Here is a 15,946-nt window from a genome sequence, read left to right on the forward strand (position 1 = left end):
GGCCGATATGACGGTTGATGGCGGAATACAATAAGAACCTATAACCACGTTTTTCTATACGCAGCAGGGAACGACATGGCAACCAGAACGGCGAAAGCCCCCCGGAAGCTGAAGCTCTACCGCTGGAACTGGTCGGGCAAGGGCCCGGGCGGGCGCCTGGTGCGCGGCGAGGTGGTAGCTGCGCACAAGGGCGATGTGCAGCGGGAGCTGGCCAACCAGAACATCATCGTCAAGAATGTGCGCCGCAAGGGCGGGCTTGGCGGCGGCATGGGCACCATCAAGCCGCGGGACATCATGCTCTTCGCCCGCCAGATGGCGACCATGATTCGCGCCGGGGTGCCAGTGTTACAGGCGTTCCAGGTGGTGGCCGAGAGTATCCGCAAGCCGGCCATGAGCGCGGTGGTTCAGCAGATGATGAACGAGGTGGCAGCCGGGTCTAGCTTCTCCCAGGCGCTGCGCCAGCACCCCGACCAGTTCGATAGCCTCTTCTGCAACCTGGTGGAGGCCGGCGAGAGCTCCGGTTCGCTGGACCGCATGCTCGAACGGATCGCCGCCTACAAGGAGAAGATCGAGTCGCTCAAGGGCCGCGTCAAGAAGGCGCTGTGGTATCCCATTGCGGTCATCGCCGTGGGCATCGGCGTTACGGCGCTGCTGCTGATCAAGGTGGTGCCCCAGTTCGAGAGCCTGTTCCACGGCTTCGGCGCCGAGCTGCCGGCCATGACCCGTATGACCATCTCGCTGTCGGAATTCGCTCAGCAATACTGGCTGTGGGGCATCGGCATCGTGGTGGCCTTCGTCTACCTGATGCGACAGGGCATGAAGCGCTCCGAGGCCTTCGCCTATCGCATGCACAAGTTCTCGCTGAAGATCCCGGTGATCGGGGACATTCTCGACAAGTCCTCGGTGGCACGCTATTCACGCACCCTGGCCACCACCTACGGGGCCGGCGTGCCCATGGTCGAGGCACTGGACATCGCCGCCGGTGCGGCGGGCAACCTGGTCTATGAACGCGCCACCCGGCAGATCCGCGAGGATGTCGCCACCGGCCAGCAGCTACACTTCGCCATGCGCCTGACCGAACAGTTCCCTCCCCTGGCGGTGCAGATGGTGGGCATCGGCGAGGAGTCCGGCTCGCTGGACGCCATGCTCAACCGCGTGGCCGACTACTACGAGGAAGAGGTCGACAACAAGGTCGACGCCCTTACCTCGCTGCTGGAGCCGCTGATCATCGTGGTGCTCGGGGTACTGGTCGGCGGCCTGGTCATTTCCATGTATCTGCCCATATTTGAGCTCGGCACGGTGTTGTGAGCGAAGCACTGTATTGCCAACGGTTTGCACGCTATGTGCATGTTACGCGCCATGCTCGCGAGCGTATGGCTGAGCGCAACATACTGAAGCCTTACTACTCGAGTTGCTGGATATCGGAGATACTCGATATAAGGATTCCATGCGGCTCTGGATTGCCATGAGCGTCGCCGATAGGCAAGACAACATGATTTGTGCGGCTGTGGTGCTCGAAGATAGACTCGTCGTAAAGACGATCATGCACCACTTCAGCTGGGAGGAGTAACAGTGAGAACCACTTACGACGAAGCTGATGACATCCTTGTACTGCATCTATCAGAGAAGCCCATCGTAAAGGAAGTGTCACAGGACTGGCATACGCACGTTAGCTATGCCGATGATGGCAGTATAGTGGAAGTGGTAATTCTCGATGCCTCCAAGCAAGGCGCCTGGCCCTTGCTGAAAAGTGAGGCCGCTTGATAAGGAATTATTTTGACAGACCTTCCCCCCGCCATACTCTGGCCTTTAGTCGTTTTCCTGGGCCTGTGCCTGGGCAGTTTCCTCAACGTGGTGATCGTGCGCCTGCCGGTGATGCTGATGCTGGGCTGGCGGGCCGAGGCCCGCGAGGCGCTGGAGCTGCCGGACGAGTCCCAGCCGCGCTTCAACCTGATGGTGCCGCGCTCGATCTGCCCCAGCTGCGAAACGCCCATCGCCTGGCACGACAACCTGCCGGTGATCGGCTGGCTGAAGCGCCGCGGCCGCTGCGCCAACTGCGAAGGACGCATCAGCCCGCAGTACCCATTGGTCGAGCTGGCCGGCGGCGCCCTGGCGCTGGCCGTGCTGGCGCTGCACGGCCCCACCTGGCAGGGGCTTTTCATCTTCAGCGCCTGCCTTGCCCTGCTGGCACTGGCGGTGATCGACCTGCGCACTCAGCTGCTGCCGGACATCGTCACCCTGCCGCTGCTGTGGGCGGGGCTGCTCTACCAACTGCTGTTCCAGCCGCTGCTGCTTTCCGATGCGGTGATCGGCGCCATGGCGGGGTATCTGTCGCTGTGGAGCTTCTACTGGCTGTTCAAGCTGGTTACCGGCAAGGAGGGCATGGGCTTCGGCGACTTCAAGCTGCTGGCGGCGCTGGGTGCCTGGCTCGGTTGGCAGTACCTGCCGATGGTGCTGATCCTTTCCGCCGGCGTCGGTGCCGTGGTTGGGGTGCTCGCTCAGTTGGCCATTCCCCGCCTGCGCGGCGCGCCGATGCCCTTCGGCCCCTTCCTGGCCATGGCCGGCTGGATCGCGCTGCTGGTAGGCGAACCGCTGATGGCGCTCTATCTCGATATAATGCTCTAACCCGTTCCAAGCACCGCGGAGTGTGAATGTGATCATTGGCGTGACCGGCGGCATCGCTTCGGGCAAGTCCACCGTGGCACGGGCCTTCGCGGCGCTCGGCGTGCCCTGGGTGGATGCCGACGATGTGGCCCGCGAAGTGGTCGAGCCCGGCGAGCCGGCCCTTGCCGAGATCGCCGAGCGCTATTCCCGAGAGGTGGGCGCGCAGGTGCTTCAGGAAGATGGCAGCCTTGACCGCCGGGCGCTGCGCGAGATCGTCTTCAGCTACCCGGCGGAGCGGAAGTGGCTGGAGTCGGTGACGCACCCCCGCATTCGGCAGCGCCTCGTCGCCCAGCTGGAACGGCGACAGGCCGAAGGCGCACCCTATGTGCTGCTGGTCTCGCCGCTGCTATTCGAGTCGGGCCAGAGCGAGATGGCCGACCGCTGCCTGGTGATCGACGTGCCGGAAAGCCTGCAGATCGCCCGCACCGCCGCCCGTGACGATGTCGATGAGGACCAGGCCCGTGCCATCGTGGCCGCACAGATGCCCCGCGCCGAACGCCTGGCCCGGGCCGACGACGTGATCGACAACAGCGGCGGTGAAGCCCGGCTGAAGGCCCAGGTTGCCGAGCTGGATCGGAAGTATCGGGCGCTAGCAGGCTGAAAAGCATCCCGTGCGAGATCTTTACGAGACCCAATAAAAGACTATAATTCGATCTATGAATGAGTCTGGAGAACACCATGCCCCACATGATACTTGCCGATACCACGGCCAGCATTTCAGAGTTGAAGAAGAATCCCATGGCCACGGTCGCTGCGGGCGAGGGGTTTCCTGTGGCTGTCTTGAATCATAATCAACCGGCCTTCTACTGCATCCCGGCTGCCGCATACGAAGAGTTGCTGGAAAAACTGGAGGATGCCGAGTTGAACCGCATTGCCGACGAACGCAGCTCCCAAGCGGAGGTCACGGTGACCCTGGATGAGCTATGAGCTGCGCTTTCGTGAAGAAGCGCTGAAGGAATGGCGCAAGCTGGATGATAGTGTCCGGGTCCAATTCAAGAAGAAGCTCATCGCCATCCTGGATAGCCCGGTCATCCCTGCCTCGCGCCTTGCGGGCAGCAGGAACCGCTACAAGATCAAGCTGCGGAGTGCTGGCTTTCGCCTGGTGTACGAAGTCCGCGAACAAGAACTCGTGGTACTTGTCATTGCGGTGGGTAAGCGGGATCGCAATGCCGTGTACGTCAAAGCCAGCAGGCGCACTTGACCTGGCTTTTCAGGTAACGCCTGGGCACACAGCCACCGTCATTGACGCTAGAATGTCCCTATACCCACCAACGCCTAACGGATTCATGAGCCAATCGAACCAACGCCCCCTGAAAGTCGCCTGTCCCCAGTGCAAGACCAAGGTGGAATGGAGCGAACAGAACCCCTACCGGCCCTTCTGTAGCGAGCGGTGCAAGATGCTCGACCTGGGTGCCTGGGCCGATGAATCGCACCGTATTGCCGGTGAGCCAGCGATGGACGAGCACAATATCGAAGAGTGGCTGGCCCGTGCCGAGCGAGGCGACGATCGGTGAGCGCGGCCCCGGCGCCCTCCTATCGCCTGCTGGCCGAGCTGGAAGCGGCCTTCGATGCGCTGATCGAGTGCAGCGAGGCGCTGCTGTCGGCCTATAGCCGCTCGCCCGCCGAAGCCTGGGCCTTCCAGGCCGATGCCAGCGAGGCATGGCTACGCCGTGCCCTGCTCGACTTCTGGTATCAGGACGGCCAGGACGGCCGCGCCACCCGCAGCCATGTGGGGCTGGTCGCCGCCGATGACATCCTGCTGGAGAAGGTCGCCGCGGTGAATGGCGCCAAGGCCGAATTCGCCAGACAGCTGGCCCATATACGCGACAACCACCCGCCTCTGCTGCTCGAAGCCAAGGCGGTCCTGCCGTTTCGCCACCCCGAGCTGCACGACCACCTGCGCGGCAGCGGCCTTGCCCGGCTGCACCTCAAGCAGTGCTGGCGAGCCATTCCCGTGGCCGAAGCGCCGGTGGCACGGGTACGCCTGGCCTGGTATTCCAGCGGCCGCTCGATCAAGCGGCTCAGCGTGGGCGATGTCGAGAAGAAGCTGATGACGCTGGATACTGACGCGCCCCACGTGCGCATCCAGCTGCGCAAGCTCGCCGGCCTGCCCTCGGACGAACCCCTCGCCCAGGTGCAGAGCCAGGCACCGCTGATGCGCGCCAACCTCTTCTACTGCGAACCCCTCGACGACGGCCGCACCCGCCGCGCCATGAACGTCGCCCTGCCGCTCTTCCTGCCCTCACCCCGCGGCCGCCTGCCCGATCACAACCTGCCCCCCGCCAACCCGCCCGAAACCCGCACCCGCGCCCGGCGCAGCGACGAACGCCTGGAAGACACCCCCTTCCTCCCCAGCCTGAGAGTCTTTCGCTACCGGAGTGCGTGAAGACGCGCTGCCGTATAAAATTTTTCATTGTAGGAGCAGCTTTAGCTCGCGACTGCGGTGTTGCCGATGTGGCGACCACTGCCGACCTCGGCAGCCTCCGCCAAGGCGCCTGGCGGCGCCAGTCGCGTTGGGAACCAGCGCTCCAACAGCGGCCTTTTCCTGCCATGGCAGGCGATTGCCACCCTGTCGGAGTATCTTCAGATCACGACTGGAGGCCGCAGGCCTCCCGGCGGCGTTGCCGGTGCTGGCGACCACTGCCAACCTCGGCCGCCTCCGCCAAGGCGCCTGGCGGCGCCAGTCGCGATGGAAACCAGCGCTCCAACAGAAACCCTTCATATGAGAAAAAGTTGTAGGAGGAAGCTTCAGCTCCGGTCCGACGCATCGGCGACTGGAGGCCGCAGGGCTCCCGGCGGTGTTGCCGATGTGACGACCACTGCCGACCTCGGCCGCCTCCGCCAAGACGCCTATCGGCGCCAGTCGCGTTGGGAACCAGCGCTCCAACAGCGGCCTTTTCCTGCCATGGCAGGCGATTGCCACCCTGTCGGAGTATCTTCAGATCACGACTGGAGGCCGCAGGCCTCCCGGCGGTGTTGCCGATGTGACGACCACTGCCGACCTCGGCCGCCTCCGCCAAGGCGCCTGGCGGCGCCAGTCGCGATGGGGACACGGAGCGCCGAACCGAGCGCTCCAACAGCGAGCCTATCCACCAACGGATACCACGCCTCAACCCGCTTCTTCTCACCTTGACTTATATCAGGCACTTCTACATGTACTCCTCCATACTGGGATGAAGAGTCGGGCATTGTGTTACCAGGACCAAGGAGGCACCCATCTTGAAACCATTGGATGTGACGCAGGTGTATCGCCACTGCCCCGAGGAGGCGTTCGAGTTCGAGATAAGCAGCGAGCTTGCCTCGCTGGATTTGCTCAGCGGCCATGACCGGGCGCGGGAGGCGCTGGATTTCGGCACGGCGATGCGCAGCGATGGTTTCAATCTTTATGTGTTGGGCAACCCCGGGCATGGCAAGCATCAGCTGGTGGGGCGCTTCCTCACCGAGCGTTCCCGTGACGAACCCACCCCACCGGACGTGGCCTATCGCTACAACTTCGATGACCCATCGCTGCCTCTCCACCTGCTGCTGCCCACCGGCATGGGCCGGGTGCTGCGTGCCGACATCGAGCAGCTGACGCAGGAGCTCAGCAGGTCGATTCCCGCGGTCTTCGAGGGTGACGAGTACCAGAATCGCCTGCATGAGCTGAAACAGGCCATGAACGAGCGCCAGCGCGATGCCATCGAGGCAGTGCGTCGAGAGGCCCGCGAGCACGATATCCTGTTGCTCTCCACCCCCAACGGGTTCACCTTCGCGCCGGCCAGCGATGACAAGATGATGTCACCGGAGGAGTTCGAGGCGCTGCCCCAGGATGACCGCGAGCGCATCGAAGGCACGGTCAAGGTGCTGCAGAAGAAGCTCTCCCGTGCCATTCGTCAGATGCCGAAGCTTGCCAAGCAGCTGCACGAGCAGATGGTGGCACTGAACGAGGAGATGCTACAGACCGCGATCGGGGCACCGCTGGAGGAGCTGGAGCAACGATATACCGACCATGAAGGCGTACGGGCCCACCTGACATCCATTCGCGAAGCGATCATCGCCCACGCGGATTCCTTTATCGCGGATGAACCGGACATTCCGCCGGAAGCGTTGTTCAGCCGCTTCCAGATCAATCTGATCGTCGATAACCGGAGCTGTGAAGGCGCGCCGGTGGTCTATCTGGACCTACCGACCCATCAGCACCTGGTCGGCCGAATCGAACACCACGTTCACAACGGCACCCTGCTGACCGACTTCTCGCTGATCCGCGCCGGGGGCCTGCACCGCGCCAACGGCGGCTATCTGGTGCTGGATGTTCGCGCCCTGCTGATGCAGCCCGGCGCCTGGGAGACCCTGAAGCGCGAGCTGCGTGCCGGCGAGATCCGCACCGAGTCGCTGGAGCAGGCCTATGGGCTGATCAGCACCACCACCCTGGAGCCGGAGCCGATACCGCTGGACCTCAAGGTGGTGCTGCTCGGCGAGCGACTATTCTATTACCTGCTGTGCGAACACGATCCCGACTTCCTGGAGCTGTTCAAGGTGCAGGCGGACCTGGAGGATGAGCTGGAACGCAACGACGCCAACCAACCCCTGTTCGCCCGCATGATCGCCACCCTGGTCAGGGATTCCGCCCTGCGCCCGCTTGATCGCAGCGGCGTGGCGGCGGTAATCGAACGGGCCAGCCGGCTGGCCGACGACCAGAGCAAGCTCACCGCCCGTCACCGCGAACTCAGCGACCTGCTGGAAGAGGCCGACCACTGGGCCGACCAGGCCGCGGCCACGGTGATCGGGCGCGCCCACGTGGAGAAAGCGGTGGAGCAGCAGCTTTGGCGCGCCAGCCGCCTGCGCGAGCGCAGCCACGAGATGATCACCCGCGGTACGGTGGCGATTCGCACCGAGGGTTTCCAGGTGGGCCAGGTGAACGGGCTTTCTGTGCTAAGCCTGGGCCACTACGCCTTCGGCCAGCCGAGCCGCATTACCGCCACCGCCCGCCCCGGCGCCGGCCAAGTGGTGGATATCGAGCGCGAAGCGCGGATGGGCGGGCGCATCCACTCCAAGGCGGTGATGATCCTGTCGCGCTACCTGGCCAGCCGCTTTGCCCCCGATTCGCCGCTGTCGCTCTCCGCCAGCCTCGCCTTCGAACAATCCTACGGTGGCGTGGAGGGCGACAGCGCGTCCGTGGCCGAGGCCTGCGCGTTGATCTCGGCCATCGCCCGTGTCGGCATCGACCAGCGTCTGGCGGTCACCGGCTCCATCGACCAGTACGGCATGGTGCAGGCGGTGGGCGGCGTGAACGAGAAGATCGAGGGCTTTTTCGACATCTGCCGGGCGCGGGGGGAGGTCAAGGACCATGGGGTCTTGCTGCCGGCGACCAACGTGGCGCACCTGATGCTCAAGTCGGACGTGCGCGACGCCATTGCCGCCGGTGACTTCAAGGTCTATGCCATCCACGAGCTGGACGAAGCGCTGGCGCTATTGACCGGCATGACGCCGGGCGAGCGCGACGCTGATGGCCAGTATCCCGAGGGCAGCGTCAACGCCCTGGTTGCCGAGCGTCTCGAGGCCTTCCACAAGGTGGCTCGTCATAACCGCGGGCACAATGGCAAGACGAGCGACGAGGAGAACGACAGGGACCAGGAGGTGCGTGACGATGACGAAGCCTGACACGCCGCCCCCAGGCAATGACGGCCCCATCCTCGAAATCGCGCGCGTTCTGGCGTTGCTCGACGCCTCGCGCCATAGCCTGGCAGCCCTGTCCGCCGCGGTGGACCTGGCCAGCAACCGACAGGCCGAGCTGGTCGCGGTTTATGTGGAAGACCTGGACCTGCTGAGCTGTGCAGCCTTTCCGTTCACCTGCGAGATCGGTGCGCAATCGGGTATCACACGGCCGCTGACTGTGGATACGCTGGAGGCGAGCATCGCCCGCCAGCTTCAGCGCGTAAACCAGGCGCTTGCTCTCGCCGTGGCCGGGCGCGATCTGCAACATCGTCTTGAGGTCAGTCGCGGCCCCGTCGCTGGCGAAGCCCTGGCCAAGGCTGGCCCGGACGATGTGCTGGTACTGGGCAAGGCTGGCATGACCGAGCGCTGGGGCACGCGGCTCGGCTCCACCAGCCGCCGGCTCATACTGGAAGCCCCCTGCACAGTGCTGCTCTGGGACGAGCGGCACCCCTTCAAGCGAGGCCCGCTGCGGCTGCTGAACCAAGGCGGGGCAGAAGCCGTGCCCAACTGGCTGTCAGCACTCTTCGACGGCCTCTCCCCCCTGCCGATCCGCCACGCCCGGGACCTGGAAAACCATCTCTCCCACGCCGATGCCGGCGGCCTGCTGCTGCATCGAACCGAACTGGAACAGCTCCTCGACGAAGACCCCGAACTACTCGCCAATGTCCCCCTGCCGATTGTGGTGGTGGCGTAGAGTCATGATGTTGCCGCCAGGGAGCCTGGCGGCGCCAGTCGCGATGGGAACCAGCGCTCCAACAGCGATACTCTCCGCCAAATTGCAATAATGATTACACGCTCTGTTGGTCAAGGCCTACAACAAGGTCCGCAAATGGCTTACCGACATATTAGCCCAATCAAATACTCTGAACTGAGCCAGCCCAACATGAGCTTTCATAATGACAACGCCCGGTATACGCGCTCTCAGAGCAGGCCGTCGATCCATTCCCGGCCACTATTACCACATTACTCTGGTGACGCGCCGTCGCTACCCGTTCTTTGAAGACTTTCGTACTGCCTGCAAGGCCTGCCGTGCGTTTTCGATTTCCACCCTGGATGCGCAGTGCGAGACGCAATCGTTTGTCGTCATGCCCGACCATGTCCATTGGCTGCTGCAGTTGAAAGGTGATCTCGCACATTCCGTCAGGATATATAAATCCCATGTCTCCATGGCGGTCGGTCTGCGGGTGTGGGATGCCGGTTATTACGAACGCGCCCTGCGATCCGATGAGGATATTCGTACCGTGGCCCGGTATATCGTCGCCAATCCGTTACGCGCAGGGTTGGTGGAGAATATCGGAGAGTATCCCTATTGGGATGCGATATGGCTGGATTGATGGCTAGGCGCTATCCGAAAACTGGCTGCGCACAGCCTGTTCGTCAACGTGGGACTTCATGCCTCGTGCAGTTGCGCCCGGCCGCCTTGGCAGCATAGAGGGCATCGTCGGCCCGCCCCATGACGGTTTCGATCGAGGCATCGTCGGGCGTAAGGCTCGCCACGCCAGCACTCACCGTGTACCGGATGCGACTCTCTCCCTCTTCTACAATCGCTTTCTCGGCATGACGGCGCAGGCGTTCGGCCAGTTGGAAGGCACCATCCGGGTCTGATCCAGGGAGCAGCACGACGAACTCCTCACCACCCAGACGAGCCAACACGTCTGATCCGCGCAGCAATGTCGCGACACCATTGCAGAAATTGATCAGTACCCGATCACCGGCGGAGTGCCCGAACTGGTCATTGATTTGCTTGAAGTGGTCGAGGTCGAGCATGGCCAGGGAAAGCGGCGTCCCGTACCTCCGGGCTCGAGCAACCTCTGTCCCGGATAACTCGAAGAAATGACGACGGTTTGCGACGCCCGTTAGAGGATCACGCCGCGCCAGGACCTCCAGCTTACGCTCAACTTCCTTGCGCGGCGTGATGTCACGAAAGAACCAGACTCGTCCCAGATATCGATTGTCATTGCCCCAGAGCGCCTTGGAAAAGCGTTCCAGCGTGCGGCCATCTTTCAATGAAAGCTCGCAATGGTCCTCCAGTGTAGGATCGTCGTAAAGTTCCTGCGTGCGCTTTAGAAATGCCTCGGGCGCTTCGAGCCGGTCCATCGCAAGCGCCAACGGTGCCTGCTCGGAATACCCCGCCAGGTTACCCCCATGGTCACCCGGCAACTTCTCAAGGGGAATATCGAACACCTCAAATAGCCGCCGATTGTGGGACATGATCATCCCCTGATCATCCACCACGAGGATGCCATCGGGTGAGGCCTCATGAATGGCCTCGATTAACGAACGATCAAAGTCGCCCTTGGTGGTGATTCGATGGATATCGGCTGACATGGCGACCTCTGAACGGGGAGCAAAAGTGCCCGGGAGCCTTGCCCTAACCTCGTTCAGCAGAAGGTCAGGCAACCTTTTTGGCCACCATTATATTGAGTAGCCCCCAATCCCTTGTCGTTTGCACGGCCGACATGACGACTCGACACGAGGCTCGATTCTAGCATCCTGTCGGGCCTTCCGCTCCTGCAACTGATGCTGCGGCCTCCGCCGAGGCGCCTGTCGCGACGCGGAGCGGCGGCGCTCCAACAGCGAATCTCTCCACAGACGGCGCCACGCCGCTGTTGGAGCAGCTTTAGCTCGCGACTGGAGGCCCAAGGACTCCCGGCGGTGTTGCCGTGGCTAGCAAACACCGCAAACGGCGGCAGCCTCCGCCAAGGCGCCTAGCGGCGCCAGTCGCGATGCGGAGCAGCGCTCCAACAGCTGTTTTCTCACCGACCGCAACTACCGCCAAGGCGCCTGACGGCGCCAGTCGCGATGGGAACCAGCGCTCCAACAGCTGTTCTTTCATGCACCTTCGGCCTAGCCCAGATCCCGCATCAGGAGCGCGTATTCGATGCGTTCCGGTTCGATGGGGTCGCCGGGTATCGGAATGCGGACGATGTGACCGGAGCCGGGGGCGGCACCGACGGCTTGGCCGTGCTTGTTCTCGATATGTTCGAGGGTAAAGCGGCGGTTGCCGCCAGGCAGCATCAGTTCCATGCCGTCGCCGACTTCGAAGCGGTTCTTGACGTCGATTTCCATGACACCGCGGCCCGGATCGTAGCCCATCACTTCGCCGACAAACTGCTGGTGCACGCCGACGGAGTTGCCTTGCTGGTAGTTCTGGTACTCGTCGTGGACGTGACGGCGGTAGAAGCCTTCGGTGTAGCCACGGTTGGCGAGGTTATCGAGTTCGTCCATCAGGCGCATGTCGAAGGGGCGACCGGCGACGGCGTCGTCGATAGCGCGGCGATAGACCTGGGCGGTGCGGGCCACGTAGTAGTGGGACTTGGTGCGCCCTTCGATCTTCAACGAGGTGACGCCCATCTGAGTGAGCTGCGGCACGTGCTGGACAGCGCGCAGGTCCTTGGAGTTCATGATGTAGGTGCCGTGCTCGTCTTCGAAGACCGGCATCAGCTCGCCCGGGCGGGTGCGATCCTCGATCAACGCAGAGAGTTCGTCCTGCCCTTCGACGCCGCCGGCGGTGGCGGTGCTTTCGGCCACTTCGGCGCTGCCACCGCCAGAGGCGATCAGTCCACCCTGGTCCGGGGTCCACACCCCGCTACCGGCATGGGCACGGGCAGAGTTGGCCGGCACCAGGTCGCCTGTCTCATCGTGGGAAGCGGCCACGGTGTTGTACTTCCAGCGACAGGCGTTGGTGCAGGTGCCCTGGTTGGGGTCGCGGTGGTTGAAGTAGCCGGACAGCAGGCAACGGCCGGAATAGGCGATGCACAGGGCGCCGTGGACGAAGGTTTCGATCTCCAGGTCGGGGCACTCGGCGCGGATCTCGCCGATCTCGGCCAGCGACAGTTCCCGGGAGAGGATGATGCGGCTGATGCCCTGCTTCTGCCAGAACCGGGCCGCGGCGTAGTTGACCACGTTGGACTGCACCGAGAGGTGGATCTCCTGGTCGGGCCAGCGCTCGCGCACCATCATGATCAGCCCCGGGTCGGACATGATCAGCGCATCGGGGCCGGCTTCGATGACCGACTCCATGTCGCGCAGGTAGGTCTTGAGCTTGCTGTTGTGCGGCGCGATGTTGGAGGCGACGTAGAACTGCTTGCCCCGCTCGTGGGCGTAGGCAATGCCCTTGTGCAGGTTGTCGACCTTGAAGTCGTTGTTGCGCGCGCGCAGCGAGTAGCGCGGCTGGCCAGCGTAGACGGCATCGGCGCCGTAGGCGAAGGCGTAGCGCATATTCTTGAACGTCCCCGCGGGGGACAGCAGTTCAGGGGCTTTCATAAGGTCACCGTTTTCAGGACGATGGCACCGGGCGCTAGCTGAGCTTCTGTGCGCTTGTCGGTTTCAGCGCTCGATCGGTTTCAGATAGCCCCCTGGATGCTTGGGAGAGGGGCGGGAATCTTAGCAACTGGCGCCGGTTCTGGCCAGATTTCGTCCAGTTGCGTACACTTGGCCCGCGCCGGACCGGACCCCGGCCAGCGGCTTTCACCGAGAGCCGCCCGATAAATTCTCCGACAACGAGTCTCCCATGACCCAGTCCGCGATTTCCTCCGTGCCCGCTACCGTGGTGATCTACTCCGGTGGCATGGATTCCTTTACCGTCCTTCACCGCGCCCTGCGCGAGGGGCTGGCGGTACATGCCCTCTCCTTCGACTATGGCCAGCGCCACGCCCGCGAGCTCGAGGTGGCCGCCCACGTCTGCCGCGAGCTCGACGTGCCGCATCAGGTGGTCGACATTCGCGCCATCCATGGCCTGATCGACAATTCGGCCCTGACCGATGCCGACCGCGCCATGCCTGACGGCGACTACGCCAGCGACAACCTGACCGCCACGGTGGTGCCCAACCGCAACATGATTCTGCTGTCGCTGGCCATCGCCAAGGCGGTGAACATCGGCGCCGGGCGCGTCGACTACGGCGCCCACGGCGGCGACCATGTGCTCTACCCCGACTGCCGGCCCGAGTTCGTCGAGCGCATGAATGCGGTGGCGGGCATCGCCAACTTCGAACCGGTGCGGATCCATGCGCCCTACCTGGGTTCGACCAAGGCGGACATTCTCGCCGATGGCCTGGCCATGGGACTCGACTACGCCGATACCTGGACCTGCTACCTGGGCCAGGAACTCGCCTGTGGTCGCTGTGGCAGCTGCCGTGAGCGCCTCGCGGCCTTTGCCGCCAATGGCGCCACCGACCCGCTCGGTTATTTACAGCGGCCCGAAGCCGGCTATCTAAAGCGGCCCGAAGCTACCGCCACTTCTACACGGCCCGAAGCCGCCGCCACTTCTACCCGGCCCGAAGCCGCCGCCGCTGCGCAGCGGTCCGAAACCAATGCGCCGGCTTCCAGGGAGGCGCCCGATGTATAGCGTCAAGGAGGCCTTCTATACGCTGCAGGGGGAAGGCGGCCAGGCCGGGCGTGCCAGCGTATTCTGTCGTTTCACCGGCTGTAATTTGTGGTCGGGCCGCGAACGAGATCGAGCCACCGCGGCCTGTACCTTCTGCGATACCGATTTCCTCGGCACCGACGGCCAGAACGGCGGTCGCTTCAGCGATGCCGAAGCCCTGGCCGACCACCTGACCGCGCTGTGGCCCGAGCAGGATGGCGCCGGGGAGAAAGTAGCCACGCCCTATGTGGTGTTCACCGGCGGCGAGCCGCTGCTGCAGCTTGACGAGGCGCTGATCGCCGCCATGCACCGGCACGGCTTCGAGGTGGCGGTGGAAACCAACGGCACCATCATGCCGCCGCCCGGCATCGACTGGCTCTGCGTCAGCCCCAAGGGGGCGACGGAGCTGGCAGTGACCGGCGGTGACGAGCTCAAGCTGGTCTACCCCCAGCAGCAGGCGCCGCCGGAGCGCTTCCAGAAATTCGGCTTCAACCATTTCTTTCTGCAGCCGATGGACAGCGGCCCGCTGGGTAGGCGGGAGAGCCACATTGGCGCCACCGTGGCCTACTGCCTGGCCAATCCGCAGTGGCGGCTGTCGCTGCAGACACACAAGATTGCGGGGTTCGACTGATGACGCTGTTCGTCAACCGCCTGAGCCATCTCGACGTCTCCCTATGGTGCCCGCAGCGGGGCCTGATCGGCGCCAGCTGGCACGTGGATGCCGAGCTCGATGGAGACCTTGGCGAGGATGGCATGCTGTTCGACTTCGGCGAGGTCAAGCCGTGGCTCAAGTCACGCCTGGATGGCGGCGTCGACCATACGCTGCTGATTCCGACGAAGGCGCCCGGTCTGGAAATCTTCGAATGCAGCGAAGGGCTCTGCGTGCGCACCACGCAGCCCTATCCCATGGAGGTTCGCGCACCGCGGCAGGCCTTTACCCTGCTGCCGTGGCCGACGATCACCACCGAACGACTGGCCGAGCTGTTGGCCAGGGAGATGATGAAGCGCCCGCCGCCCAGGGTCAGCGACATTCGCCTGCGTCTTCGCGACGAAGTGATCGACGGCGCCGCCTATACCTATAGCCACGGGCTCAAGCGGCATGTGGGCAACTGCCAGCGTATCGCTCACGGGCACCGCTCCCGCCTGCATATCTGGCAGCGCGGCGTGCGTATGCCGGGGCTGGAAGCGGAATGGGCCGAGCGTCTGGGAGATCGCTACCTGGTCGACGCGGCGGATATCGCCACCGGACCCGATTCAGTAGTGCGCGGCATGATGACCAGCCGCTATCGTGCCGAGCAGGGTCGCTTCATGATTCGGCTACCGGCAGAGCGTTGCCTCACCTTACCCACCCCCACCACGGTGGAACATATCGCCGGCTGGCTGGCACGGCAGATCACCGAGGAAACCGGCCGCGCCACGCGGGTCCAGGCCTTCGAGGGAGTCGACAAGGGAGCGATTGCGGAGGCACAGCCTTGAGCGAGGAAACAGCCTTGAGCGCCTGCCGCCCCGGCTGCGGCGCCTGCTGCATTGCGCCGTCGATCAGCTCGGCGATCCCTGGCATGCCCGAGGGCAAGCCGGCCGGGGTACGCTGCGTGCAGCTCGACGAGAACAACCTGTGCCGGCTGTTCGGCGACCCGCGGCGCCCGGCCGTGTGTGAACGCTTCGACTACGACCACTCCCTGTGCGGCGACGATCGCGATCAGGCACTGGAGCGGATCACCGCCCTGGAGCAGGCGACCTGAGCTGCGGCCTCCGCCAAGGCGCCTACCGGCGCCAGTCGAGATGCGGAGTCGGGGCGCCGAACCGAGCGCTCCAACAGAAACCCTTCATATGAGAAAAAGTTGTAGGAGCATCTTTAGATCGCGACTGGAGGCCGAAGGACTCCCGGCGGTGTTACCGATGTGACGACCACTGCCGACCTCGGCCGCCTCCGCCGAGGCGCCTAACGGCGCCAGTCGCGATGGAAACCAGCGCTCCAACAATGATTCTCTCCACCAACGCGAACCACGCCGCTGTATGAGAAGCTTCAGCTCACGACTGGAGGCCGCAGGCCTCCCGGCGGTGTTACCGATGTGATGACCACTGCCGACCTCGGCCACCTCCGCCGAGGCGCCTGACGGCGCCAGTCGCGATGAAACCAGCGCTCCAACAGCTGCCTTCTCCACGACGGTGCCACACATTGTTGGAGGAAGCTTCAGCTCCGGTCCGACGCATCGGCGACTG

16 protein-coding genes and 1 pseudogene are annotated in these 15,946 nt (G+C 63.9%); 15 read left to right on the forward strand and 2 right to left on the reverse strand.

The genetic code is table 11. From position 1 onward, the window contains the following. Positions 1–75 precede the first annotated feature (75 nt). The 11 genes from DU505_RS10135 (at position 76) to DU505_RS10190 (ending at position 9,692) form a co-directional block, all read left to right on the forward strand. Positions 76–1,308 carry a type II secretion system F family protein gene (locus DU505_RS10135; protein WP_114478875.1) on the forward strand — a complete coding sequence of 411 codons (1,233 nt, stop codon included), beginning with the start codon at positions 76–78 and terminating at the stop codon, positions 1,306–1,308. Between the two features lie 264 nt (positions 1,309–1,572). After that, entirely contained in the window at positions 1,573–1,764 is a 192-nt protein-coding gene (locus DU505_RS10145; RefSeq protein WP_083517494.1) for a DUF2283 domain-containing protein, read from the forward strand. A 9-nt stretch (positions 1,765–1,773) separates the two neighbouring features. Further along, entirely contained in the window at positions 1,774–2,625 is an 852-nt protein-coding gene (locus DU505_RS10150; RefSeq protein WP_114478877.1) for a prepilin peptidase, read from the forward strand. 28 nt (positions 2,626–2,653) lie between these two features. Beyond that, positions 2,654–3,265 (forward strand): dephospho-CoA kinase, encoded by a 612-nt coding sequence (coaE, locus tag DU505_RS10155; RefSeq protein ID WP_114478878.1) that lies wholly within the window; start codon positions 2,654–2,656, stop codon positions 3,263–3,265. 77 nt (positions 3,266–3,342) lie between these two features. Beyond that, a complete protein-coding gene (locus DU505_RS10160; protein WP_114478879.1) occupies positions 3,343–3,591 on the forward strand; it encodes a type II toxin-antitoxin system Phd/YefM family antitoxin in 249 nt (82 codons plus the stop codon). Next, positions 3,581–3,865, forward strand: coding sequence for a type II toxin-antitoxin system RelE family toxin (locus DU505_RS10165; RefSeq protein WP_114478880.1), 285 nt, complete (start codon positions 3,581–3,583; stop codon positions 3,863–3,865). The genes DU505_RS10160 and DU505_RS10165 overlap by 11 nt, the downstream gene beginning before the upstream one ends. 85 nt (positions 3,866–3,950) lie before the next feature. Then, positions 3,951–4,178, forward strand: a complete 228-nt coding sequence (yacG, locus tag DU505_RS10170; RefSeq protein WP_066447298.1) for a DNA gyrase inhibitor YacG — start codon at positions 3,951–3,953, stop codon at positions 4,176–4,178. Continuing rightward, complete coding sequence (locus DU505_RS10175; protein ID WP_181872792.1) at positions 4,175–5,050, forward strand: DNA replication terminus site-binding protein; 876 nt, start codon at positions 4,175–4,177, stop codon at positions 5,048–5,050. The genes yacG and DU505_RS10175 overlap by 4 nt, the downstream gene beginning before the upstream one ends. An 833-nt stretch (positions 5,051–5,883) precedes the next feature. Next, positions 5,884–8,304 carry a Lon protease family protein gene (locus DU505_RS10180; protein WP_245947878.1) on the forward strand — a complete coding sequence of 807 codons (2,421 nt, stop codon included), beginning with the start codon at positions 5,884–5,886 and terminating at the stop codon, positions 8,302–8,304. Then, positions 8,291–9,052: a universal stress protein gene (locus tag DU505_RS10185; RefSeq protein WP_181872793.1), complete on the forward strand. Its 762-nt coding sequence runs from the start codon at positions 8,291–8,293 to the stop codon at positions 9,050–9,052. Before DU505_RS10180 ends, DU505_RS10185 begins: the two co-directional genes overlap by 14 nt. Positions 9,053–9,254: 202 nt before the next feature. Beyond that, positions 9,255–9,692 carry an REP-associated tyrosine transposase gene (locus DU505_RS10190; protein WP_114478884.1) on the forward strand — a complete coding sequence of 146 codons (438 nt, stop codon included), beginning with the start codon at positions 9,255–9,257 and terminating at the stop codon, positions 9,690–9,692. Positions 9,693–9,735: 43 nt separating this feature from the next. Here DU505_RS10190 and DU505_RS10195 read toward each other — a convergent pair whose 3' ends face one another. Together DU505_RS10195 and trhP are read right to left on the reverse strand one after the other, a co-directional pair. Further along, positions 9,736–10,686: a sensor domain-containing diguanylate cyclase gene (locus DU505_RS10195; RefSeq protein WP_114478885.1), complete on the reverse strand. Its 951-nt coding sequence runs from the start codon at positions 10,684–10,686 to the stop codon at positions 9,736–9,738. Positions 10,687–11,205: 519 nt separating this feature from the next. Continuing rightward, positions 11,206–12,624 carry a prephenate-dependent tRNA uridine(34) hydroxylase TrhP gene (trhP, locus tag DU505_RS10200; RefSeq protein WP_114478886.1) on the reverse strand — a complete coding sequence of 473 codons (1,419 nt, stop codon included), beginning with the start codon at positions 12,622–12,624 and terminating at the stop codon, positions 11,206–11,208. Between the two features lie 247 nt (positions 12,625–12,871). On the opposite strand from trhP, the pseudogene queC reads away from it, so the two are divergent. The 4 genes and pseudogenes from queC to DU505_RS10220 form a co-directional block, all read left to right on the forward strand. After that, a pseudogene (gene queC / locus DU505_RS10205) lies at positions 12,872–13,546 on the forward strand (7-cyano-7-deazaguanine synthase QueC); the annotation flags it as partial. A 151-nt stretch (positions 13,547–13,697) separates the two neighbouring features. After that, positions 13,698–14,354: a 7-carboxy-7-deazaguanine synthase gene (queE, locus tag DU505_RS10210; protein WP_114478888.1), complete on the forward strand. Its 657-nt coding sequence runs from the start codon at positions 13,698–13,700 to the stop codon at positions 14,352–14,354. Continuing rightward, the gene (locus DU505_RS10215; protein ID WP_114478889.1) at positions 14,354–15,199 is read left to right on the forward strand and encodes a 6-pyruvoyl trahydropterin synthase family protein; all 846 of its coding nucleotides are present in this window, start codon (positions 14,354–14,356) and stop codon (positions 15,197–15,199) included. The genes queE and DU505_RS10215 overlap by 1 nt, the downstream gene beginning before the upstream one ends. Beyond that, a complete protein-coding gene (locus DU505_RS10220) occupies positions 15,196–15,465 on the forward strand; it encodes a YkgJ family cysteine cluster protein (protein ID WP_114478890.1) in 270 nt (89 codons plus the stop codon). The genes DU505_RS10215 and DU505_RS10220 overlap by 4 nt, the downstream gene beginning before the upstream one ends. Positions 15,466–15,946: the final 481 nt, after the last annotated feature.

Source organism: Billgrantia montanilacus, from assembly GCF_003336675.1.
GTDB lineage: Bacteria > Pseudomonadota > Gammaproteobacteria > Pseudomonadales > Halomonadaceae > Halomonas > Halomonas montanilacus.